The organism is Segnochrobactrum spirostomi (genome assembly GCF_009600605.1).
Classification (GTDB): Bacteria; Pseudomonadota; Alphaproteobacteria; order Rhizobiales; family Segnochrobactraceae; genus Segnochrobactrum; species Segnochrobactrum spirostomi.
In genome coordinates this window covers 1,088,274-1,107,891 of the sequence record NZ_VWNA01000001.1, presented here as the reverse complement: position 1 = coordinate 1,107,891, position 19,618 = coordinate 1,088,274, and the positions used below count along the sequence as shown (strand labels likewise).

The following is a 19,618-nucleotide window of genomic DNA, read 5'->3' as shown; positions in this document are numbered from 1 at the left end:
TCCGGTGGGTCCAGGCGACGGCATTGTGCTTACAAAAACGACGGAGCGGCGATCGGCCAGGCGAGGCGTGAGGCAGCTTGCGCCTCCTCAATGGTGCGGTTAAATCTGGGCCGGCAAATGGCGGTGCTGTAAGTTCAGTTTCCCGTCGTTCGGCAAAGCGTCGCCGCCCTGACAGGACATGCTATTAATGACAGCCGCGACAGAGATCCCTACATACATGAATTACGTCATGCGAGGATTGCATTACTCCTGCGTAACACATGCGAATTGTGGTTGTCATGATGTGAAGACCTATCGGACGTTTGGGGTGCCGGCATGTCACGACTGACGGACCTGATCGCGCGGGCCAAGGCCAGGGACAGCGCGCTGGGGGAGGAGCTTGAGCGGGAATTCAAGGCGCTGGCGTCGCGGCGTGCGTTTGGGCTTAACTTCGAGCGGCACCGGCCGGAAAGCGTGGAATTGCCCGGGCGGCCTGTACGGCGGGGCGACAAGGTCCGCGTCCTGCCGCCCCGCGGCTCAACCCAGCGTGGGGATCCGCGACTGTGGCGGGTGACCCGGATTGACGGCGATGGGGAAGCGCGGGTGGCACAGGTCGCGCTGATCGACGCCGACACAAGCGAAGTGGCCGAAGTGGCAGTCGCCGATCTGGTTGTGGTGGCCGAGTTCCGCGACTTCATCTACCCCGGCCTGGTTAGCACGGGTGGCGTGACGCGTGGTGGCGACAAGCCGTTCCATACCGTGATCAACGGTGAGAATTTCCATGTGCTTGAGGCGCTGACCTACACCCATCGGGGCAAGATCGACGCCATCTATATCGACCCGCCCTACAACACTGGGGCACGTGACTGGAAATACAACAACGACTACGTGGAGGGCGAGGATCTCTACCGGCACAGTAAGTGGCTGGCAATGATGGAACGTCGCCTATCAGTAGCAAAAGAGCTACTGAATCCAAATGACTCAGTGCTGATTGTCACTATCGACGAAAAGGAATATCTCAGGCTAGGATTGTTATTAGAGCAGATTCTTCCTGAAGCTCAAATCGAAATGATCACCAGCGTGATCAGCGCGAAGGGCGTGGCTCGGTTCGGTCAGTTTTCACGAGTCGAAGAGTTCATTTTTTTTGTAAGAATTGGTGAATCTACCGTCCAGCTCGGCGAACAAAACATGCTGGATGAATCGCGTTCGGCAACGGCGCAGATCGGAAAAAGCATTGATTGGCTTGGACTTCGTCGCCGGGAGCCAACGGCGAAGCGCGGAGCGCGACCTAATCAATTCTACCCGATCTTTGTTGATACAGAAACCGGTTTTATTCGGGATATTGGTGAGCCGATCACGGATGAAGTTGACCGAATGAGGGTAGAAGTCCCGAAGGGAACCGTCGCTGTATGGCCATTGAGGCCGAACGGGGGCGAGGGTCTATGGGGTATTACGCCTGAAACTGCGAAACGATATCTCAAAGATGGATATATCCGCTCTCGCAACTACAAGCCCGAGATTAAGCAGGCTTCTATCCACTATCTACCCGGGGGGACGGTGAGCGCCATTCAAGATGGTCAAATCGACGTTGTTGGCCGCGATCCGGACGGTGCAGTCCAAGCTATCTACCGCGAACGTAAAGGGGTGATCCCAAAGCGGGTATGGAACATGGCGTCACACAATGCAGAAAATGGCGGATCGCTAATCCTGTCCAAGCTGCTTCCGGACCGCCGCTTCCCCTTCCCGAAATCCCTCTACGCCGTTGAGGATGCCCTGCGCTTCTTCGTTGCAGACAAGCCCAACGCCATCATCCTCGACTTCTTCGCCGGCTCCGGCACCACTGCTCATGCCGTCATGCGGCTGAACCGCCAGGACGGCGGGCGACGGCAGTGCATCTCGGTCACCAACAACGAGGTGGCGGCCGACGAGCAGGCGGCCCTGCTCAAGGCGGGCCTGCGCCCGGGCGATCCGGACTGGGAGAAGTGGGGCATCTGCGACTACATCACCAAGCCGAGGATTGCCGCCGCCATTACCGGCGAGACCCCGGAGGGAGAGGGCATAAAGGGCAATTACAAGTTTACCGACGAATTCCCGATGGCCGAGGGGTTCGAGGAAAACGCCGAGTTCTTCACCCTGACCTATGAATCCCATGTCGCCGTCGGCGCGAACTACGCCTTCCAGCGCATCGCCCCCTTGCTGTGGATGCGGGCGGGCTCAGAGGGGCACCGTATCGATGAACTTCCCACCCAGGGATGGGAGGTTGCCGATACCTATGGCCTGTTGGTCGATCTGGACCGCGCTGGCACCTTCTGCGAGGCCATGGCCGCGCGGGACGGCGTCCGCGTCGCCTATGTGGTGACCGATGACGACCGCCGTTTCCAGGCCGTAGCCCGCGCGCTGCCGGAGGGGGTCGAGCCGGTGCGGCTCTACGAGTCCTACCTGTCCAATTTCCGCTTTTCGATGGGCCGCTGAGCCATGAAGTTCACACTCAAGGACTATCAGGAAGAGGCCGTCGGCAAGGTTCTGGTGAACCTCAAGAAGGCGTCGAGGCGTTGGCGCGAGGATGGCGACAAGCATGCCTTCTCGCTGACGGCGACGACGGGTGCGGGCAAAACCGTCATGGCGGCAGCCGTGTTCGAGGCGCTTTTCCACGGTGATGACAACTACGACATCGAGCCCGATCCGGGCGCCGTCGCGATCTGGTTCAGCGACGACCCCTCGCTGAACGAGCAGTCCCGTTACCGCCTGCTTCAGGCGGCGGACCGGTTGTCGATCTCGGACCTGGTGGTGGTGCAAAACACCTTCCAGCGGGAAGCGCTGGAGCCGGGGAAGATTTATTTCCTGAACACGCAGAAGCTGAGCAAGTCGAGTCTGCTCGTGCGCGGGCGAGAGACGGATGAGGAGGCCGATGCGAATGCGCCGCCATTGCCAATGCCGGACAGCCGATCTTGGACGATCTGGGATACGATCCAGAACACCATCGATGACCCGGCACTGACGCTCTATCTCGTGCTCGACGAGGCGCATCGCGGAATGCGTGCGGCAACAGGCGTTGGCGAAAAGACCACCATCGTCAAGCGTTTGATCAACGGATCGGGTTCTGTGCCGGGCATCCCAGTCGTCTGGGGCATCTCAGCCACGGTCGAGCGGTTCAACGCGGCGATGGCCGACATGCGGGGGGCGCGACCCTGCCTCACGTCATCGTGGATTCGGCCAAGGTGCAGGCGTCCGGTCTCCTGAAGGACACGATCATCCTCGACGTGCCGAAGGAAGCTGGTCAGTTCGACACCGTGCTGGTGCGCCGTGGCACCGACAAGCTGAAGGAAATTTCGGCTGCCTGGGCGGCCTATGGCGCGCAGCAGAGCGATGCCGGGGTGGTTCTGCCCCTCATGGTGCTGCAGGTGCCAAATGCGCCGGATCACAATGACATCGGCAAGGCACTCGATACGATCTTCACCCACTGGCAGGACCTGCCAGAGGATGCGGTAGCGCATGTGTTCGGCGAACACTCGACCCAGACCTTCGGCCGCCACAGCGTGCCCTACATCTCGCCCGAACGGGTGCAGGACTCGAGTTGGGTCCGGGTTCTGATCGCCAAGGACGCCATCAGCACGGGATGGGACTGTCCACGTGCCGAAGTCATGGTCTCGTTCCGGCCTGCTCGGGACAAGACGCACATTACCCAACTTCTGGGGCGGATGGTGCGCACGCCGCTTGCACGACGGATCCCGGGCAACGACCGACTGAACTCAGTGGACTGCCTGTTGCCGTTTTTTGACGAGGCGTCAGTCAAGGACGTCGCGAAGGCGCTGATGTCCGGCGGGGACGGTGGCGAGGAGCTTCCCGGCCGCCGCGTGCTGATCAACCCGGTTGAGTTGAAACCGAACCCTCATATTCCCGAGGGGGTCTGGGACAAGCTGCTTTCGTTGCCCTCACAGACGCTGCCCAAGCGCAATGCCCGCCCGATCAAGCGGCTGACATCACTGGCACATGAGCTGGCAGTGGATGGCCTGCTGGCCGATGCCGGCAAGCTGGCTCACGCCGAGATGCACAAGATTCTGAATGGCATCCGCGTGCGCTACAAGGCCGAGATAGAGGCTGCTCGCACGTCGGTGATGACGGTCGAGGGCAAGAGCATTAAGGCCGACCTGAAGGGCGGCGCGATGACATTCGACGACTTCCTAGAGGAGGCGGACTACGCCGTCATCGAGGATGCCTACCGCCGCGCTGGGCGGGTGATAAGCCCCGATCTCGCGACGACATACAGCGCTTATCTTGCCCGGCATGAAAGCGACCCGGGCGATATGGAAACGGCGCTCATGGAAGCGCATGTCAGCATCGCTGCCTTGGGCCTGGTCCCACAGGTTCGCGAAACGCTCGAGGCGGATGCGGAGAAGCTGGCCAACCAGTGGCTAAACCGGTTCCGGGTCGAGATCAAAAATCTGTCTGACGAACGGCAAGATATCTATCGCCAGATCAGGGAGATGAGCGCCAATCCGATGGAGGTGGACCTTGCTCGCCCCACATCATGGATACAGGCGACCACGATCCGGGAGGCGAATGGGGCCGAAACCCCTCTCCCTACCTTCGAGAAGCACCTTCTTTGCGACGAACGCGGCCTGTTCCCCGAGGACTTCAACTCCTGGGAAGGCGAAGTCGTCCGGGCCGAGCTCGGGCGGATCGGCATGGTTGCTTGGTACCGCAACCCGTCGCGGGCGAGCCAGGACTCGCTGGGCATCATCTATGATGACGGTGGCGAGCCTAAGATCGTGCGACCGGATTTCGTCTTCTTCGTCCAACAGAGCGACGGGACATTCACAGCGGACATTGTTGATCCGCACGGCATTCAGTTTGGTGACGCAATTCCAAAGCTGAAAGGGCTCGCCCAGTATGCAGAACGCTTCGGCCGTCATTATCGCCGGATAGATGCCGTTGCGAAGATCGGCGACGCATTCCGCGTCCTCGATCTGAAGGAGTCCAAAACGCGTACAGCGGTGTTCACCGCTGCATCAATCAGGACGCTGTATGAAGGTGCAGATGCATCAGATTACTTGATCAATCAATCTCGTTCTTAATTCGTGCGCTGCAAGCCACGTCCACGTTGCCGAAAAGAGATGCGACGTTCGCTCCTTGTTCTGAGCTATGCCGACTCTGTTCCGACCCCCGCGGCCCACTACCCTTGGGACGCCGGCAGTTGGGACTGAACCCTATCCTTGGATCAGGCGCCCAGGTCCCGCGGGTGGCCCTATCCTTGGAACAGGAGCCGAGAGATCCCGGCATCCTGTCCTTGGGAGGCGATGGTCAGTAGCTCACCTTGATGAACTTGACCGTACCGGGCGGTAGATCGCGCTTGGCGGCGTACATCGATCCAGGCCGTATGATGATGGTGTCGCCAACGATCGAGACGCAGTCCACGAGATTGTAGACGTTGTGATGCAGGTAGGTGCCGCAATAGAGCTTCGGCTGACCCTTGGGCGCCACACGATCGTTGATGAGCTTCTGCCCCGCCGTGAAGGTGTAACGGCTAATCATACCGTCACTGAAGTCGATCGTGCGCGTGAACTCGATGGCGTCATATTCGCCATTTTTCGGCGCGACACGCTCCGGGACGCTCTCGCATCCCGCAAGCGCCATGGCGATCATCCCCGATACGATCGCCGCGTAGGCACGTTTCATCCATCCCTCATTCGCTGCGGAAATTCTCAAGGTAGTAGCGATAGCACACCTCGAGGAGCTCCTTGTTCGACATCCCCCGGCTTACCGCCTCCAATTTGAACGTGCGATGGAATTCTACCGGCACCTTGAAGTTTAGATCCTTCCAGCCGGACCTGGGAATAGGGGACTCGTTCGTCGGCTCGTCGCTCGGCGGCGTTGGCTCAGGCGGAGCGGAGGAGCGTCTCGCTGTGGGATTCTTCGATGGAGGCGCCGTGATACTGTCGAAGAGGTAGAGCGACGCCGCACCGGCACCCAGCGCGGCAATCTTCAAACAGGACTTCAGCATCATCGCCCTCCGGGTCGCTGCGGTCTCTGACGGCAAGGGTCCACCGGGATGGTGAGACCAAGATTGCGCCTTGAAAAAAACTCTCGAAAATTCAGAGCGCTCTGGGGTCTAGCTTCGCGGATTTTTCTAGGACTTCGTCTTTGCGCGTTTTGCCCTGCTTCGGCGCGAACGGAGCGCAATCTCTTACGGGATCACTCAACGCCTTCCTCGATGATCTCATTCGCGTCGAGCTCCTCGTCGAGCGAGCCGTCGTCGGGCACTCCCGCGAGACCATCATCCGGGGTGTCATCCCAATCACAGCCATCGGTCTTCTGCCCTCGGCGGATGGCGTCTTCCTCCTCGTCCGTGAGGCAGTGAATCCTGAGGTCCGGGAGATCGTCGTGCATCTCCATCTTGTCGAGCCCCAGCGCGCGCTTCTTGAGGTCGTGGAGCCTCTCCAGCCCGGCGGCGGCAAGGGAGAGCCCCTTGATCGCTGAGGCGGCTTTGAGGGCCTGGGAGGGGTCCTCCTGGGCTACCTTGAGCTGCGCCATGATGAGTTGCTCGACCACGGTCGCGTTTGCGTAGGCGGTTTCCGCAATGTCTTTGGCGCGGCGCACTTTGAGGTCGCGGTCCCCGAGTTCCTCCCGGAGCACCTCCTCACGCACAGCGGTTGCCATCATAGAAGCGCGCTCTCCCTTGCGGATGCCATGCTTCTGGAAATGGTTCTGGAGCGCTCGACGACTGACGCCATAGCGCTCTGACAACTCCGAAAGAACGACGTCTCCAGCAAGCCAGAGGGCTTCGATCTCTGCCCACTGAGCCGATGTGAGGCGAACGTAACGGCGAGACGTTTCGGGTGAATGAGAGTCCGTCATGACCACTTACCCCAATCCGGGTTGCGCGCGATGCGCTGAGCTTCACTTTCAGCGCTCTCCAACTTTTCGACGCGCTCAACGATCCGTCGGACGTTGTCCTTCGTCCAACGCGCATTGCGCGGGGTTCGAAAGCCCAAGCTGTTGAGCCCCTCTGCGATCTCGGCGTGCGTCGTCTTGCCGGAAGCCTTGAGCTGGCGGATCACTGGCAGGAGCTCCTGTGCGCGCTCGGTCGCCGCGTGAGCGTTTGCAGCGGCTCCGTTGATCTGTGCGACTTCGAGGTTCCGAGGGTTTCCGAGCTTACGCCCCTGCTGACGTCGAAGCTGAAGAGCCTCCCTTGTCGTCATCCGAAGCACTTCCGTTTCCTTTTGAGCTCGGGCAGCTTCGCCGAGAATAGTGGCGCTCGGGGCATGCTCTCCAGACTTCGCACTGATGAGCTTCAATGTCCCATCCTCAATGTACTTTTTTAGAGTATCATAATTTCGCGCAAAACGCGATAACTCATCGACGATGATCGGCATTCCCGTCTTCCTGGAATATTCGATTGCCTCGCGCAAAATGGCTCGGCTGCTCTCGCTAGAGCCAAACGCTGAAGCCTGCTCCCGAAAGACCTTCTCGATCTTAAAGCCTGCGTGCTTCGCGTACTCATCGATGCGCGTTCGCTGTAGATCGAGCCCGTGCCCTTCCTTCTCCTGCTTGGAAGTCGAGACGCGAAGCAGGGCGATAGCAGGGATCAGGCGAGGCTTCCGTGCGGACATGACTAAACGATTCCCTTATGAGTTGTGCGCAGGCGAGCGTTGATAAATCAGAGGCTTATGGACCCTTTAGAGGTGCCCTTTAGGGATGTGCAGGGGATTGCAGCTCTCTCGCGTGAGACCACCCTTTAGAGATGCGCAGGCCTGATCTCCGCGGCCGACGGCGGACATTTCCGTCATGCGGATCGCTGCCCTTTGCTCTTCGGCGTGGGCTTATCCGAAGACGTGTCGTCGCGCTTTGTGAGGCGCGCGAGCGTGCTCCGCGATGCACCAGTGGCGGCGACGATGCTGTTCCAGCTCTGCCCCGACCTCAGCATCTTCACGATCGCGGCGTTGCGATCGGTGTTCTCGGGCCTGCCCTTATATCGCCCGTCCGCCTTGGCTTTCTCGATGCCTTGTTCCTGGCGTCGGCGCCGGTCCTCGTAGTCCTTGCGTGCGATGGCGGCGAGCATGTCGAGGAGCATGCTGTTGAGCGCATCGAACATACGGCTCGTGAAATCCTCGTCCCCTCCGCGCATCATCATGTGCGAGGTCGGGAGATCGAGAGCGACGACCTTGACGTGACGCTTCCGGATTTCCTCCTTGAGCCGTTCCCAATCCGCAGCCGACAACCGGCTCAGGCGGTCGACCTGCTCGATCAGCAGCACGTCCCCCGGAGCACAATCGCCCAGGAGCCGGAACAGCTCGGGACGCGCGAGGCTCGCGCCACTTTCGTTCTCGACATAGGTCGCTGCGATCTTGAGGTCGCGCTCGGCTGCGAACGCCTCCAACTCGGCGCGGGCTCGATTGGCGTCCTGCTCTTTGGTGGAGGCTCGGAGGTAAGCTCGGACGAACATGTCTGCGACTCTGGTTCGTTTTGAATGGTTCGATTTAATACGGTTCGTTTTGAGTGGTCAATCGCATTTTATCGAACCAGAGCGGGGCAGGTTCGGCAGGGGTATACCCATATGATGCATTGCCGACGGGCGCCGATCGGTGTGGTCGGGCTGGCGTATGGGCGCAGAAAGCCGTGGCACTCACAGTGCGTCTCCTTTGCTCATGATCGGGGCGCGGTTCGCTGTTAGCGGGACTTCTCGTCGTCGCCGAGGTCGTAGAATGGGAAGCGTGAGATCGCTTCGTACTTCGCCTTCAGCGTGACATCGCCGTAGCTATCGCCTGCCGTCTTCGCTGCGTGCCCCTGAATGGCATCCAGCACGCGATCCGATATTCCCATTTCCCGGCCCACTGTCTTGAAACGGTGACGCCAGCCGTGGTTCGGACTGACGCCCTGGGGGACAAGGCCCGAGGAGCGAAGCCACTCGCTGATGCGACCAGCAGTGGTGGTGGAGCCGCTCCGCGGGTTCCTGCGGTGCCCATCTGTATGAAATAGCGGTCCGAGGTCGCGATGTTCGAGATAATCGACCAATCCGGAAAAAATTATCTGAGGGTGCAGGGGGACGTCACGGTAGCCGCCTGCCTTCACCGTTCCGGCGGCGGGTGTGATCCGCATGATGTGCATGTCGCCCTCGGTGCGGAAGTCCTCCTTTCGCAACTGGGTGATCTCGGTGATACGGGCGCCGGTGAAGGCGCAGAGGAGCGGAGCCCAGCGCTTTGCGGCGACGGTCTCAGGAGCCTCTCTCGTCGCGGGATTGCTCGAATGTGCGGGCTTGTAGCGCAGGGTCGCCCGGAGGATCCTCGTCGCCTCCTCATCGGTGAAGCCCTGCTCCCGTTCCAGCGCCTTCTTCGGCACGTGCTGGCGGACCTTCTCCGCCACGTTCGTCTCTATGCGATCGTTCTCGGTTGCCCACTTTAGGACGGTGCGCACGGAAGCAAGATAGACGTCGGAGACGGTCTTCGCGGACAGCGTCTTCAAGCACTCGTCACGCCATGCAAGCAGGTTCTTTTTCGTGAGCCGGCGCGCGTCGTCGTGGCCCACGAACTTCACAAGGTTGGCGAAAACGGGTGTCCACCGGGCCTCGGCGCCACGCCCCTTTCCGATCGCCTTTCGGCTCCGAAGATATTCGTTCAGGAGCCCTTGCAGCGAGACGGGAGGCCTCTCCTCCGGCATGTCCCTACCAGCGATCAGCAAGGGATGGGAGGTGGTGCCGGTGAAGCTGCCTTGCTCACGCTCGTTAATCCGCGCGAGCACCTCCAACTCCATCTGGCAGAGCTCGCGAGCCAACGTACGCCATTCGGGCGTGCCACTCTGCGGCGGCTGGTAGCCGTGGGCTTTGAGGGTCTTGATGAAGACGCCGATCAGCTTCTCCAGCTCGTCGTCGTCGAGACGACCGGCTGCCCCAGCCTTCAAAGGCGTAATCAGGGTGTCGCTGGACCCGAGCTCCGCGTAGTCCGGCTCCCTATCCCGCAGGAAATCATCCGAAAAGAGAAGGTCCTGATATAGCTGATAGATCGCCCTCGGTTTGGGCACGCGCATTTTGGGCGTCGGAACGCTCGGAGCCGTCTCTTCGCCGGCAGCGCGACGCGCGGCTGCGAGCTTCTCTTGCATTTGCGCTACGGCGCCGGCGAGAAGCCGCACAGCCTCTCGGCGATCGGGGCCGAGCGGGATGCGCAGTTCCGTGTGGTTCTGGAGGTGAGGACGGAGGGGCTTCGGGATCGTCAGCCGCGCGAAAAAGCGACCGTTTCGATTGAGGAGATGTCGCAGCGCTCCCGCCATCAAATGCCCCCGCTTTGTTACGCACTTTGTAACAGCAGAATGGGCGCAACCCCTTGGTTGTCAATGCGTTCAGGGATTTCAACGGGATAGGATGGTGCTGCGAGAGAGGATTGAACTCTCGACCTCTCCCTTACCAAGGGAGTGCTCTACCACTGAGCTACCGCAGCAAGCGGCCGGCGCGGCGCGAAGGTCGCGGCGCGGGCGGGAACGGGCGCCTTGTGCCATAGGCGTCCGGGGAGCGCAAGCGCCTCTTTCTCGGCAGCGCCCTTGCCCTGTGGACGAGGAAGGGGCCATCGACGGCGACGCGGTCGCTGGCCAGGGGATCACAGGTCGTCTGTCGTCTTCACCGAGATAGGCCGCCGAAGGCTCGCGATGCTGCGGCGACAAGCGGCCCGTTCGTCGGCCCCTTTCATCGCGTCCTATCGGCCGCAAGCGACGGCGAGAGCGGCGGGCCGTGCGGATGCCCACCGCTGCCCGCCGCCCCACCTGGGCGCCGTCCTTAGCCGCCTGGCTTTACAGACAGACCTGGGGGGCGCCGTTGGCGACGAGGGATTGCCAGTTGGGGCCGAGCGCCGTGCGGGCGGAGATTGCGTTGCCGCTGCCGGGCTCGCCGGTGTGGAACATGCGGATCTGGATGTCCTGGCCGTAATTGCCGACGGCGGTCGGCGGGTTCGGGGTGTAGGTCGTCTCGGTCGAGACGCTCTTGCCGCCGCTGCCGTTCTTCTTGACCGTCTTGGTCGTCGTGAAGGTGCCGGGCTGCGGGATGTATTGCACCGTGTCGCTGCTCTGGGTGCGCACGACGATGTAGCTGTCGTAGCCGGCGCGCAGCGTCGTGATCGCCGCCGTCTGCGCCGCGATCGCGGCCGCCTTGGCGCTTCCGCAATCGGGATCGGCGCTCGTCTTGATGAGGACTTCGTTGTTCGACAGCGGGACGGCTTCGCTCGTGGCGCAGGCGGCGAGCAAAAGGGCCGTCAGAACGATCGGCGCACGCTTCATGTTGGGGGCTCCGGACGCAGCAATGTGCTTTCCGTGCCAGACCTTAGCAAGCGTGTCGAGGCGGCATGTCGCCTCCGTGAGCCTGGGCGAGGGGATGTCCGCTAAGGGAGGCGCGCGCCGAGCCGGGGCCGGCGCGTCCTCGCGCCGTCAGCCGCGGCGGCGGGCGGGGAGCAGGGCGCCGAGGCTCGTCGCGGCGATGCCGATCCAGAACAAATCGGGCGAATAGCGGCGGATGCCGAGAAAATGGTCGCCGCGGCAGAGCGCCTGGGCGAGCGAGCAGAGGTCCGAGGTGCCGACGAGGCACGGTGCAGCCTCGCCGACGCTCAAGGCCGCGCTGCCGACCACCTGGGAATAGACCACCCACCACCACGCCGCCGCCGTTGCGAGAGCGAGCAGGCCGAGCGCGATCAGGCCGGCGGGGAGCGGCGGCCGGCGCCGCGCGAGGCCGGCCAAGGGCCGTGCCACGCCGGGCGGCGGAGCCTCGGAACGCAGCACGCTGGCGAGGGCGCTCCGCCATCGATCGAATGCGCGGCCCTGGGCTCGTGCTGTCCCGTCGGGCGCCGTCGAACCGGCGATGTCGCGGATCTCCTCAGACATCGTCGCGGATCCCGAGCCGGGCGAGCACTTCGGCGCGCAGGTGGACGAGGTCCGCATCGTCGCGCCGGCGCGGATGCGGCTTGTCGACCGTGAGCTCGGCGACGATGCGGGCCGGACGGTCGGAGAAGACGATGACGCGGTCGGCGAGGAGCAGCGCCTCTTCGACGTCGTGGGTGACGAGGAGGGCGGTGAAGCCGACCTTGCGCCACAGCGCGAGGAGCTCGTTCTGCATCGCGAGGCGGGTGAGCGAATCGAGCTTGCCGAACGGTTCGTCGAGCAGGAGGAGCCGCGGGTCGTTGACGAGGGCACGGGCGATCGCCACGCGCTGCGCCATGCCGCCGGAGAGCTGGTGCGGGTAGGCGTTGGCGAAGGCTTCGAGGCGGACGAGCGCCAGGGCCTCGTCGACCCGGTGGCGCAAGGCCGGCAGGAGGCCGCGAGCCTCGAGCCCCGTCGCCACGTTCTTCCAAACGGTGCGCCAGGGAAACAGCGTCGGGTCCTGGAAGACGAGCAGGCGCGAAGGATCGGGCGCGGTGATCGGGGCGCCGTCCTCGTTCAGCGTTCCAGCGCGGGGAAAGTCGAGCCCGGCGGCGAGGCGCAGCAGCGTGGACTTGCCGCATCCGGACGGTCCGAGCAGGGCGACGAAGGCGCCGGGCTCGACGCTCAGGCTGACCCGGTCGAGCACCTTGAGCTCGCGACCGTCGAGATCGAAATGATGCGAGACGTTGCGGATGTCGAGCGCGATCGGCCGACCCAGGGCGGCGGGCGTCGCGATCGCGCTTTCGGCGAGGGCGGCCATCACAGGATCCCCTTCTGCCAGGACAAGAGCCGGTCGCGGCCGACGAACAGGAGCTTCACGATCCCCGAGCAGAGCACCGCCATGATGATCAGGGCGGCATAGACGCTCGCATAGGCCGAATAGGAGGTCATGAACTGGATGTACCAGCCGAGCCCGTATTTGGCGCCCAGCATCTCGGCGACGACGAGCACGGCGAAGGAATAATAAAGTCCCATGAAAAGGCCGACGAACACGTTCGGCAGCGCGGCGGGAATGGCGACCTTGAGGACCAGGAAGCGGTCGTTGGCACCGAGCGTGCGGGCGACGTCGTAGAACGCGCGGTTGACCGCGCCGACGCCCGAGGCGGTCAGGATCGCGACCGGAATGCCGCCGGCGAGCGCGACGATGAAGACGCTCGCGGCGAACGTCGTCGGGAAGAAGAAGAAGGTGCAGGGGATCCACGCCGTCGCCGGCACCGGGCCGATGAGCTTGAGGATCGGCATGCCCCAATAGGCGAAGCGCCGCGACCAGCCGAGCCCGACGCCGACGACGAACCCGACGAGGATGCCGGAGCCGAACCCGATCGCCCACAGCCGCAGCGTATAGGCGATGCAGATGAGAAGGCGCGGCGCGTCGGAGACATAGACGTTGAGGAGCCCCTGGGGCGGGGAGAAGAACGGCTTCGGCAGCCAGCCGAGCTTCGCCGTGGTGAGCTCCCACAGCGCGAACCAGAGGCCGAGCGCGACGAGCCACGGGCCGTAATGGACGAGGAGGCGCCCGGCGCGCCCGAGCCGCTGGACCGTGAAGGCGAGCGCGAGCAGGAGGACGGCGCCGATCCCGGTGATCCAGGCGAACAAGAGCGTACTGCCCCAGCGCACCACGTCCGGGAAGGCGGCGGTGACGGCGGCGGTGAGCGCCCACGTCGCCGCGGCGGCGAGCCCCGTCCGCCACACCCCGTCCAAGGCGGGCGCGGCGGCGCCTGCCGCCCCCGCCCGCACCGCTCCGCTCGCGTCGCTCATCGGCTCAGCTCGCGAGGATGTTGATGGTGGAGGAACGGGCGAGCGCCGCGGCGTCGGTCCCCGGCTCGATCACCTTGGTGAGCTTGAGATCCTCGATCGAGGCCTGGACCTGATCGATCAGCGCCTGCCCGACCGGATGGTCGTGGAAGACCATGCTGGCGAGGTCCTGGGTCAGTTCCTCGGCCGTGAGGCCGCCGGGCTTCAGGTTCTCGGCATACCAGGCGGCGACCTCGTCGGGATGGTTCGCCGTGTATTCGTGGATCTCGAGATTGGCCTCGGCGACGCGGCGCAGGGCGTCGCGGTTCGATTCGAGGAAGGGGCCGTTGGCGCCGAGCACGCAGCAGACGCGGTTCTGATAGACGCCGGTCTGGGTGTCCGCGACCTTCACGAAATCGAACTTGCGCTCGATGAGGAAGGCCCAGGGGTCCATGTGGGCGGCGATGTCGGCGTCGCCGCGGTTGACCGCCTCGCCGACGAGATCGAACGGCACCACCTTCCAGGTGACGTCCTGCTCGGGGTCGATGCCGGCCTTGGCGAGCGTCACCGAGAAGGCGATCTTCGGCGGCGAACCGGGATCCCAGGTCGCGATGGTCTTGCCCTTGACGTCCTCGATCTTGGTGACGTTGGAAGCCTTGGAGGCGAGCAGGCGCTGGCAGCCGCCGTGGGAGCCGACGAACAGCTTGACGTCGAAGCCCTGTTCGAGGGGCTTCAGCCAATCGAGCAGGAGGCCGGCGCCGGCATCGGCCTTGTTGGTGGCGAGCGCCTGGATCAGCGTCTGGCCGCTGGCGCCCTGGTAGAACAGTTCGACGTCGACATTGTGCTTCGCATAGAAGCCGCGGGCGAGGCCGAAGCCGAGCGGCGAGTGGCAGGCCGCGACTTCCGTCCAGGCGAGACGCACCTTCGGGGCGTTGCCGGCGATCGCGTAGCGCACCCCGCGGGTGCCCGCGAGGCCGATGCCGGCGGCCGCGACGCCGGCGAGCCCGGCCGTCTTCAGAATGGTGCGCCGCGAGATGCCGCCGGTCGCAGCACCGGCGGACGTGGTCGTGGAATCGGTCTTCGGGTTCTCGACGCTCATGGCAGCCCCGCAGGCGAACGACAGGAAATGGGATCGGGCGCGGTCCCGAGCGACCGCATCGCCTACAAGTCTAACGGGAGTCGTGATGCTATCAAGGTAAACTATCAAAAATATATACTATTGTGATTATGGAAATGGGATGCGTTTGCTCGCCCGAGGCCGATCTTGAGGCGCGGCGGCGAAAGGGCCGGTTCCCGCGCTTTCTCCGGCGGCCGGTGCGGCGACATCGGCGCTAGGCGGCGAGGCAGCGGGGGCGAGGATACGTCTGCGACGCCGCCGGCGACGGCGCGCCAGGGTTGAACGCCGAGTTTGAAAATTCATTCCGCTTGGGCGCCGTCGTGCGGGCATGAAACTGCGCGAACGCCCCCTCCAAGCCCACTCCGGCGCCCTTCCGGCTCCCGCCCTCCCGTTCCATGCTGATGCCAATGGAGAGCGACGCGGTGATCGCGCCGGGCCGGCCAGCCGCCGACGAGAGCGGCTCAAACGGGTCCCAGACGTCCGAGCGCGCGGCGTCCCGAGCGGAGGAGGCTTGGTCATGAGCAGAGCGACGAACCTTGCGGAGCGGACGGACGAAGCGGCGGCGCTCGGGCTGCCCGTGCTCGATTTCTCCCGGTTCGATGCCGGCCCCGCGGAACGCGCCGCGTTCCTCGAAGATCTGCGCGCCGCGGCGCGGGACTACGGCTTCTTCTATCTCGTCGGCCACGGCATTCCGGCCGCGCTCGAGGCCGACGTCGTGGCGGCGTCGCGCCGCTTCTTCGCCCTGCCGCAGGCGGACAAGCTCGCGATCGAGATGGTGAATTCGCCACATTTTCGCGGCTACACGCGGGCCGGCTTCGAGCTCACCCGCGGCCGGCGCGACTGGCGCGAGCAGTTCGACGTCAACACCGAGCGCGCCGCCCGCGAGATCGGGCCGGACACCCCGCCGTGGGCGCGGCTCCAAGGGCCGAACCAGTGGCCGGCGGCGCTGCCCGACCTGAAGCCGGTCGTGCTCGCGTGGCAGAAGGCGGCGACGGACGTGGCGATCCGCCTCCTCAAGGCCTTCGCGATCGCCCTCGATCAGCCGGAAAACGTCTTCGAGCCGATCTATGCCGGCTCACCGAACCAGCACATCAAGCTGATCCGCTATCCCGGCCGCGACGCCACGGACGACGACCAGGGCGTCGGCGCCCACAAGGATTCGGGCTTCCTCACGCTGCTCCTCCAGGATGTCGAGCCCGGCCTCGAGGTCGAGACCGACACCGGCTGGGTCGGGGCGCCGCCGCTCAAGGGTAGCTTCATCGTCAACATCGGCGAGATTCTCGAGATGGCCTCGAACGGCTATCTCCGCGCGACGGTGCACCGGGTCGTGACGCCGCCGGCCGGCCACGACCGGCTCTCGGTCGCCTTCTTCCTCGGCGCCGATCACGACGCGACGGTGCCGCTTCTGGAGCTGCCGCCGGCGCGTGCCGCCGAGGCCAAGGGGCCGGCGCGCGATCCCGACAACCCGCTCTTCTACGAAGTCGGCCGCAATTATCTCAAAGGGCGCCTGCGCTCCCATCCCGACGTCGCGCGCCGCCATTATGCCGACCTCGTCTCGACCCCGGACGACGCGGTCGCCTCCTCCGGCTATTGAGCCGCCCCCTCGTTCCCAGACAGCCCGCCTCCTCGGACAGCCAGATACGGAGACAGACGATGCCGATCGAAACCGCCCGTCCCGAAACCCTCGCTTTGCACGGCGGCTCTTGGCGCGCCGACCCGACCACGGGCGCGGTCGCCGTGCCGATCTACCAGACGACGTCCTACCAGTTCCAGGACACCGGCCACGCCGAGCGGCTGTTCGCGCTCGAGGAACTCGGCCACATCTACACCCGCGTCTCGAATCCGACCCAGGAAGCCCTTGAGACGCGGCTCGCCGCGCTCGAAGGCGGCGCCGCGGCGCTCGCGGTCTCGTCGGGCCAGGCGGCGTCGGCCTATGCGCTCCTGAACCTCGCCCGCACCGGCGACAACGTGGTGTCTTCGACCGACCTCTATGGCGGCACCTGGGCCCTGTTCGCGGCGACGCTGAAGCGCTTCGGCGTCGAGGTGCGCTTCGTTGATCCGGCCGATCCGGAGAATTTCCGCCGCGCGACCGACGAGCGCACGCGGGCCTATTATGCCGAGACGCTGCCGAACCCGAAGCTCGAGCTCTTTCCGATCCAGGAGGTCGCCGATATCGGCCGTCCGCTCGGCATTCCGCTCATCGTCGACAACACCGCGGCGCCGCTGACGGTGCGGCCGTTCGAGCACGGCGCTGCGGTCGTCGTCTACTCGGCGACGAAATATATCGGCGGCCACGGCACCTCGATCGGCGGCGTCATCATCGACGGCGGCAACTTCCCGTGGGAGGAGCATCCCGAGCGCCAGCCGCTCCTGCACGAGCCCGATCCGAGCTATCACGGTGCGGTCTGGGTCGAGGCCGTGAAGCCGCTCGGACCGATCGCCTACGCGATCCGCGCCCGGGTGACGCTGCTGCGCGATCTCGGTGCCGCGGTCGCCCCGTTCAACGCCTTCCAGTTCATTCAGGGCCTGGAGACGCTGCCGCTGCGCATCCGCCAGCACAACGAGAACGCCATCAAGGTGGCGGAATTCCTCAAGGCCCATCCGAAGGTCGCGCGGGTCATCTTCCCGGGCTTCGCGACCGGCGAGGCGAAGCGGCGCGCCGACACCTATCTGCGCGGCGGCTACGGCGCGCTGGTCGGCTTCGAACTCAAGGCGGGGAAAGAGGCCGGGCGCAACTTCATCAACGCGCTGAAGCTGCTCTACCACGTCGCCAATATCGGGGATGCGCGCTCCCTCGCCATCCATCCGGCGACGACCACCCATTCCCAGTTGACCGGCGAGGAACAACTCGCGACCGGCGTCACGCCCGGCTACGTGCGGCTGTCGGTCGGGATCGAGCATCCCGACGACATCATCACCGATCTCGCCCAGGCGCTGGAGGCCTCCGACGTGGAGTTGCTCGCCGCCGCCGAGTGAGGCGACGGCGTCTCCGATTTCAGCCTGTCGCGGCCGCTCAGATCATCTCGAGCGGCCGCTTTTTGCGCGGCGCGTGGAAGGCGCGCTCGATGGTGTCGAGGTCGCCCGCATCGAGGGCGATCTCCACGGCAGCGCGGTTCTGGCGGACATGATCGAGGGTCGCGGCCTTCGGGATCGCGACGACGCCGGGCTGCTTCAGCACCCAGGCGAGGGCGATCTGGGCCGGCGTCGCGCCGTGATGGGCGGCGATCCGTATCAGATCCGGATGGTCGAGCAGGCGGCCCTGTTCGATCGGGGAATAGGCCATCACCGGCATCTGGACGTCCCGGCACCACGGCAACAGGTCGTATTCGACGCCGCGGCGGTTCAGGTTGTAGAGCACCTGGTTGGTCGCCACAGCGTCGCCGTCGCTCACCTCGAACAATTCCTCCATGTCCTCGGTGTCGAAATTGCTGACGCCCCAATAGCGAATCTTGCCGGCGGCCTTCAGGCTCTCGAAGGCTTCGACCGTCTCGGCGAGCGGAACCGAGCCGCGCCAATGCAACAGGTAGATGTCGAGATGGTCGGTCCCGAGCCGACGCAGGCTGCGCTCGCAGGAGGCGACGGTGCGCGAGCGTGAGGCGTTGGTCGGCAGGACCTTGCTGACGAGGGTGACGGCGTCGCGGCGCCCGGCGATCGCTTCGCCCACGACCTCCTCAGCGCCGCCGTTGCCGTACATCTCCGCGGTGTCGATGAGGCCGATGCCGAGATCGAGGCCGAGCTTCAGGGCATCGACTTCCGTTGCCCGCCGTCCGCGATCCTCTCCCATGCCCCAGGTTCCTTGTCCGAGCACCGGCAGCGGCGTCCCGTCGGGAAGCGGCGTCGTCGGTAAGGGGTCGGGCATCGGTCCTGGTCTCCGTTTCAGGGCATTCGGCCGGCAGATGTCCGGCCATGGGGTGCATATGGTGCGCTTACGCGCGCCCCCCGCAGACTTAAGCACTCTTGCGCAGAACGGAAGGGGTCATCCCGCGTCCGTTATCGTCGACAATCGAGCGCGGCGACCAATTCCGAAGATACATAATGCGGCCCGTCGAACAGGAAGCGCGGATAATCGCCGTAGGCGGCGATCTGCGGCTTCAATTCTTGCGGCGTCGCTGCGCGAAAGCCGCCTCCGACCTTGGGGCGGAAGGCCTCGACGATGAGCGCGAAGCGGGCGGCGCCGAGCCGGGCGGACAGCACGTCGGCATAATGGGCGGCGACCTTCGGCGTGCGGGCATAGACGCCGACGCCGTCCTGAAAGAACACGCCGATATCCTTGGGCAGCCAGCTCTCCAGCCAGTCCGCGAGCGCCACGGGGCCGATGTTGCGCCCGTCATAGACGCTGATCCAGAGCGGCCGCGGCAAGGGCGCCAGCAGGGCGGCGAGCTTCGGCGCCTCTACCCAAGTCGGATCGACTTCGGCGGGGAAATAATAGCCCTTCACGTAGAGCGGAACCGGCTGAGCGGCGATCTTGGCCGCGACCTCGGCCGAGAGCGCCGCCAACTGCGCCACGTCGCGCCGGGATGCCGCTTCGGAGAAATCCCCGGCGAGGCCGAGCACGACCGTCTTCGCCCACGGCTCGGCGGCGATCCGCGTCCAATTCGGCTGCGGCTGGAACCACGGAACTCCGGGCACCGGGAGGAGGGCCTCTCCGTCGATCACGCTCCATTGGATGAGAAGCGTGTCGGCCCCGAGCTTCTGCCAATCCCCGTGCGGATCGATGGTGGCCCGGTCGGGCTGCCAGACGATGCCGGTGACGCAGGCGCTTCCGCCGCCACGGCCGAACCAGGCGAGGCCGCCCGCCAGCGCGGCGACGGCGAGGCCGGCGCCGATCATCGCGAGCGTTCGCCGGCGGATGCGACGTGGCGCGGCGGTCTCTTGCTCCTTCGGCGGCTCCACCGGCCG

The 19,618-nt window shown here is 64.7% G+C and carries 18 protein-coding genes and 1 tRNA gene; 5 read left to right on the top strand and 14 right to left on the bottom strand.

Going from position 1 to position 19,618, the window contains the following annotated elements; translation table 11 throughout:
- The first annotated feature begins 315 nt into the window (after nucleotides 1-315).
- From F0357_RS04940 to F0357_RS04935, 3 genes are read left to right on the top strand one after another with little or no spacing between them, the layout of a single operon-like run.
- The gene (locus tag F0357_RS04940) at nucleotides 316-2,451 is read left to right on the top strand and encodes a site-specific DNA-methyltransferase (RefSeq protein WP_153479354.1); all 2,136 of its coding nucleotides are present in this window, start codon (nucleotides 316-318) and stop codon (nucleotides 2,449-2,451) included.
- A gap of 3 nt (nucleotides 2,452-2,454) precedes the next feature.
- Nucleotides 2,455-3,219 (top strand): DEAD/DEAH box helicase family protein, encoded by a 765-nt coding sequence (locus tag F0357_RS24080; protein WP_208948223.1) that lies wholly within the window; start codon nucleotides 2,455-2,457, stop codon nucleotides 3,217-3,219.
- The gene (locus F0357_RS04935; RefSeq protein WP_208948222.1) at nucleotides 3,198-5,054 is read left to right on the top strand and encodes a hypothetical protein; all 1,857 of its coding nucleotides are present in this window, start codon (nucleotides 3,198-3,200) and stop codon (nucleotides 5,052-5,054) included. The genes F0357_RS24080 and F0357_RS04935 overlap by 22 nt, the downstream gene beginning before the upstream one ends.
- Nucleotides 5,055-5,280: 226 nt before the next feature.
- Here the strand turns inward: F0357_RS04935 and F0357_RS04930 are convergent, their stop codons facing one another.
- The 12 genes from F0357_RS04930 to F0357_RS04875 all read right to left on the bottom strand — a co-directional run bounded on the left by F0357_RS04930 (nucleotide 5,281) and on the right by F0357_RS04875 (nucleotide 14,701).
- Nucleotides 5,281-5,655: a hypothetical protein gene (locus F0357_RS04930; protein WP_153479353.1), complete on the bottom strand. Its 375-nt coding sequence runs from the start codon at nucleotides 5,653-5,655 to the stop codon at nucleotides 5,281-5,283.
- 7 nt (nucleotides 5,656-5,662) lie between these two features.
- Nucleotides 5,663-5,983, bottom strand: a complete 321-nt coding sequence (locus tag F0357_RS04925) for a hypothetical protein (protein WP_153479352.1) — start codon at nucleotides 5,981-5,983, stop codon at nucleotides 5,663-5,665.
- A gap of 188 nt (nucleotides 5,984-6,171) precedes the next feature.
- Nucleotides 6,172-6,639 (bottom strand): hypothetical protein, encoded by a 468-nt coding sequence (locus F0357_RS04920; RefSeq protein WP_153479351.1) that lies wholly within the window; start codon nucleotides 6,637-6,639, stop codon nucleotides 6,172-6,174.
- A gap of 191 nt (nucleotides 6,640-6,830) precedes the next feature.
- Complete coding sequence (locus F0357_RS04915; RefSeq protein ID WP_153479350.1) at nucleotides 6,831-7,589, bottom strand: recombinase family protein; 759 nt, start codon at nucleotides 7,587-7,589, stop codon at nucleotides 6,831-6,833.
- Between the two features lie 173 nt (nucleotides 7,590-7,762).
- Nucleotides 7,763-8,422: a recombinase family protein gene (locus F0357_RS04910; RefSeq protein WP_153479349.1), complete on the bottom strand. Its 660-nt coding sequence runs from the start codon at nucleotides 8,420-8,422 to the stop codon at nucleotides 7,763-7,765.
- 224 nt (nucleotides 8,423-8,646) lie between these two features.
- The gene (locus tag F0357_RS04905) at nucleotides 8,647-10,239 is read right to left on the bottom strand and encodes a site-specific integrase (RefSeq protein ID WP_153479348.1); all 1,593 of its coding nucleotides are present in this window, start codon (nucleotides 10,237-10,239) and stop codon (nucleotides 8,647-8,649) included.
- A 92-nt stretch (nucleotides 10,240-10,331) separates the two neighbouring features.
- Nucleotides 10,332-10,406 (bottom strand) — tRNA-Thr (locus F0357_RS04900).
- A 346-nt stretch (nucleotides 10,407-10,752) separates the two neighbouring features.
- Nucleotides 10,753-11,235, bottom strand: coding sequence for a hypothetical protein (locus tag F0357_RS04895; protein WP_153479347.1), 483 nt, complete (start codon nucleotides 11,233-11,235; stop codon nucleotides 10,753-10,755).
- Nucleotides 11,236-11,382: 147 nt separating this feature from the next.
- The gene (locus F0357_RS04890; RefSeq protein ID WP_153479346.1) at nucleotides 11,383-11,832 is read right to left on the bottom strand and encodes a hypothetical protein; all 450 of its coding nucleotides are present in this window, start codon (nucleotides 11,830-11,832) and stop codon (nucleotides 11,383-11,385) included.
- On the bottom strand, nucleotides 11,825-12,628 hold the full coding sequence (locus F0357_RS04885) for an ABC transporter ATP-binding protein (RefSeq protein ID WP_153479345.1): 804 nt from the start codon (nucleotides 12,626-12,628) through the stop codon (nucleotides 11,825-11,827). Before F0357_RS04885 ends, F0357_RS04890 begins: the two co-directional genes overlap by 8 nt.
- Nucleotides 12,628-13,626: an ABC transporter permease gene (locus F0357_RS04880; RefSeq protein ID WP_153479344.1), complete on the bottom strand. Its 999-nt coding sequence runs from the start codon at nucleotides 13,624-13,626 to the stop codon at nucleotides 12,628-12,630. Before F0357_RS04880 ends, F0357_RS04885 begins: the two co-directional genes overlap by 1 nt.
- Nucleotides 13,627-13,630: 4 nt before the next feature.
- Nucleotides 13,631-14,701 carry an ABC transporter substrate-binding protein gene (locus tag F0357_RS04875; protein ID WP_153479343.1) on the bottom strand — a complete coding sequence of 357 codons (1,071 nt, stop codon included), beginning with the start codon at nucleotides 14,699-14,701 and terminating at the stop codon, nucleotides 13,631-13,633.
- Nucleotides 14,702-15,236: 535 nt separating this feature from the next.
- Between F0357_RS04875 and F0357_RS04870 the strand changes: the two genes are divergently transcribed.
- Both F0357_RS04870 and F0357_RS04865 read left to right on the top strand, forming a co-directional pair.
- Entirely contained in the window at nucleotides 15,237-16,313 is a 1,077-nt protein-coding gene (locus F0357_RS04870; RefSeq protein WP_153479342.1) for an isopenicillin N synthase family dioxygenase, read from the top strand.
- 59 nt (nucleotides 16,314-16,372) lie between these two features.
- Nucleotides 16,373-17,695 carry an O-acetylhomoserine aminocarboxypropyltransferase/cysteine synthase family protein gene (locus F0357_RS04865; RefSeq protein ID WP_153479341.1) on the top strand — a complete coding sequence of 441 codons (1,323 nt, stop codon included), beginning with the start codon at nucleotides 16,373-16,375 and terminating at the stop codon, nucleotides 17,693-17,695.
- 37 nt (nucleotides 17,696-17,732) lie between these two features.
- Here F0357_RS04865 and F0357_RS04860 read toward each other — a convergent pair whose 3' ends face one another.
- Together F0357_RS04860 and F0357_RS04855 are read right to left on the bottom strand one after the other, a co-directional pair.
- Nucleotides 17,733-18,578, bottom strand: coding sequence for an aldo/keto reductase (locus tag F0357_RS04860; protein WP_153479340.1), 846 nt, complete (start codon nucleotides 18,576-18,578; stop codon nucleotides 17,733-17,735).
- 131 nt (nucleotides 18,579-18,709) lie between these two features.
- A complete protein-coding gene (locus tag F0357_RS04855) occupies nucleotides 18,710-19,612 on the bottom strand; it encodes an alpha-amylase family protein (RefSeq protein ID WP_312861452.1) in 903 nt (300 codons plus the stop codon).
- Nucleotides 19,613-19,618 lie beyond the last annotated feature (6 nt).

What these genes read in the sequence shown, in the direction of transcription:
- F0357_RS04940 (WP_153479354.1), top strand. Translation starts at nt 316, where the DNA reads ATGTCACGACTGACGGACCTGATCGCGCGGGCCAAGGCCAGGGACAGC.
- F0357_RS24080 (WP_208948223.1), top strand. Translation starts at nt 2,455, where the DNA reads ATGAAGTTCACACTCAAGGACTATCAGGAAGAGGCCGTCGGCAAGGTT.
- F0357_RS04930 (WP_153479353.1), bottom strand. Translation starts at nt 5,655, where the DNA reads ATGAAACGTGCCTACGCGGCGATCGTATCGGGGATGATCGCCATGGCG.
- F0357_RS04925 (WP_153479352.1), bottom strand. Translation starts at nt 5,983, where the DNA reads ATGATGCTGAAGTCCTGTTTGAAGATTGCCGCGCTGGGTGCCGGTGCG.
- F0357_RS04920 (WP_153479351.1), bottom strand. Translation starts at nt 6,639, where the DNA reads ATGATGGCAACCGCTGTGCGTGAGGAGGTGCTCCGGGAGGAACTCGGG.
- F0357_RS04915 (WP_153479350.1), bottom strand. Translation starts at nt 7,589, where the DNA reads ATGTCCGCACGGAAGCCTCGCCTGATCCCTGCTATCGCCCTGCTTCGC.
- F0357_RS04910 (WP_153479349.1), bottom strand. Translation starts at nt 8,422, where the DNA reads ATGTTCGTCCGAGCTTACCTCCGAGCCTCCACCAAAGAGCAGGACGCC.
- F0357_RS04905 (WP_153479348.1), bottom strand. Translation starts at nt 10,239, where the DNA reads ATGGCGGGAGCGCTGCGACATCTCCTCAATCGAAACGGTCGCTTTTTC.
- F0357_RS04895 (WP_153479347.1), bottom strand. Translation starts at nt 11,235, where the DNA reads ATGAAGCGTGCGCCGATCGTTCTGACGGCCCTTTTGCTCGCCGCCTGC.
- F0357_RS04890 (WP_153479346.1), bottom strand. Translation starts at nt 11,832, where the DNA reads ATGTCTGAGGAGATCCGCGACATCGCCGGTTCGACGGCGCCCGACGGG.
- F0357_RS04885 (WP_153479345.1), bottom strand. Translation starts at nt 12,628, where the DNA reads ATGGCCGCCCTCGCCGAAAGCGCGATCGCGACGCCCGCCGCCCTGGGT.
- F0357_RS04880 (WP_153479344.1), bottom strand. Translation starts at nt 13,626, where the DNA reads ATGAGCGACGCGAGCGGAGCGGTGCGGGCGGGGGCGGCAGGCGCCGCC.
- F0357_RS04875 (WP_153479343.1), bottom strand. Translation starts at nt 14,701, where the DNA reads ATGAGCGTCGAGAACCCGAAGACCGATTCCACGACCACGTCCGCCGGT.
- F0357_RS04870 (WP_153479342.1), top strand. Translation starts at nt 15,237, where the DNA reads ATGAGCAGAGCGACGAACCTTGCGGAGCGGACGGACGAAGCGGCGGCG.
- F0357_RS04865 (WP_153479341.1), top strand. Translation starts at nt 16,373, where the DNA reads ATGCCGATCGAAACCGCCCGTCCCGAAACCCTCGCTTTGCACGGCGGC.
- F0357_RS04860 (WP_153479340.1), bottom strand. Translation starts at nt 18,578, where the DNA reads ATGCCCGACCCCTTACCGACGACGCCGCTTCCCGACGGGACGCCGCTG.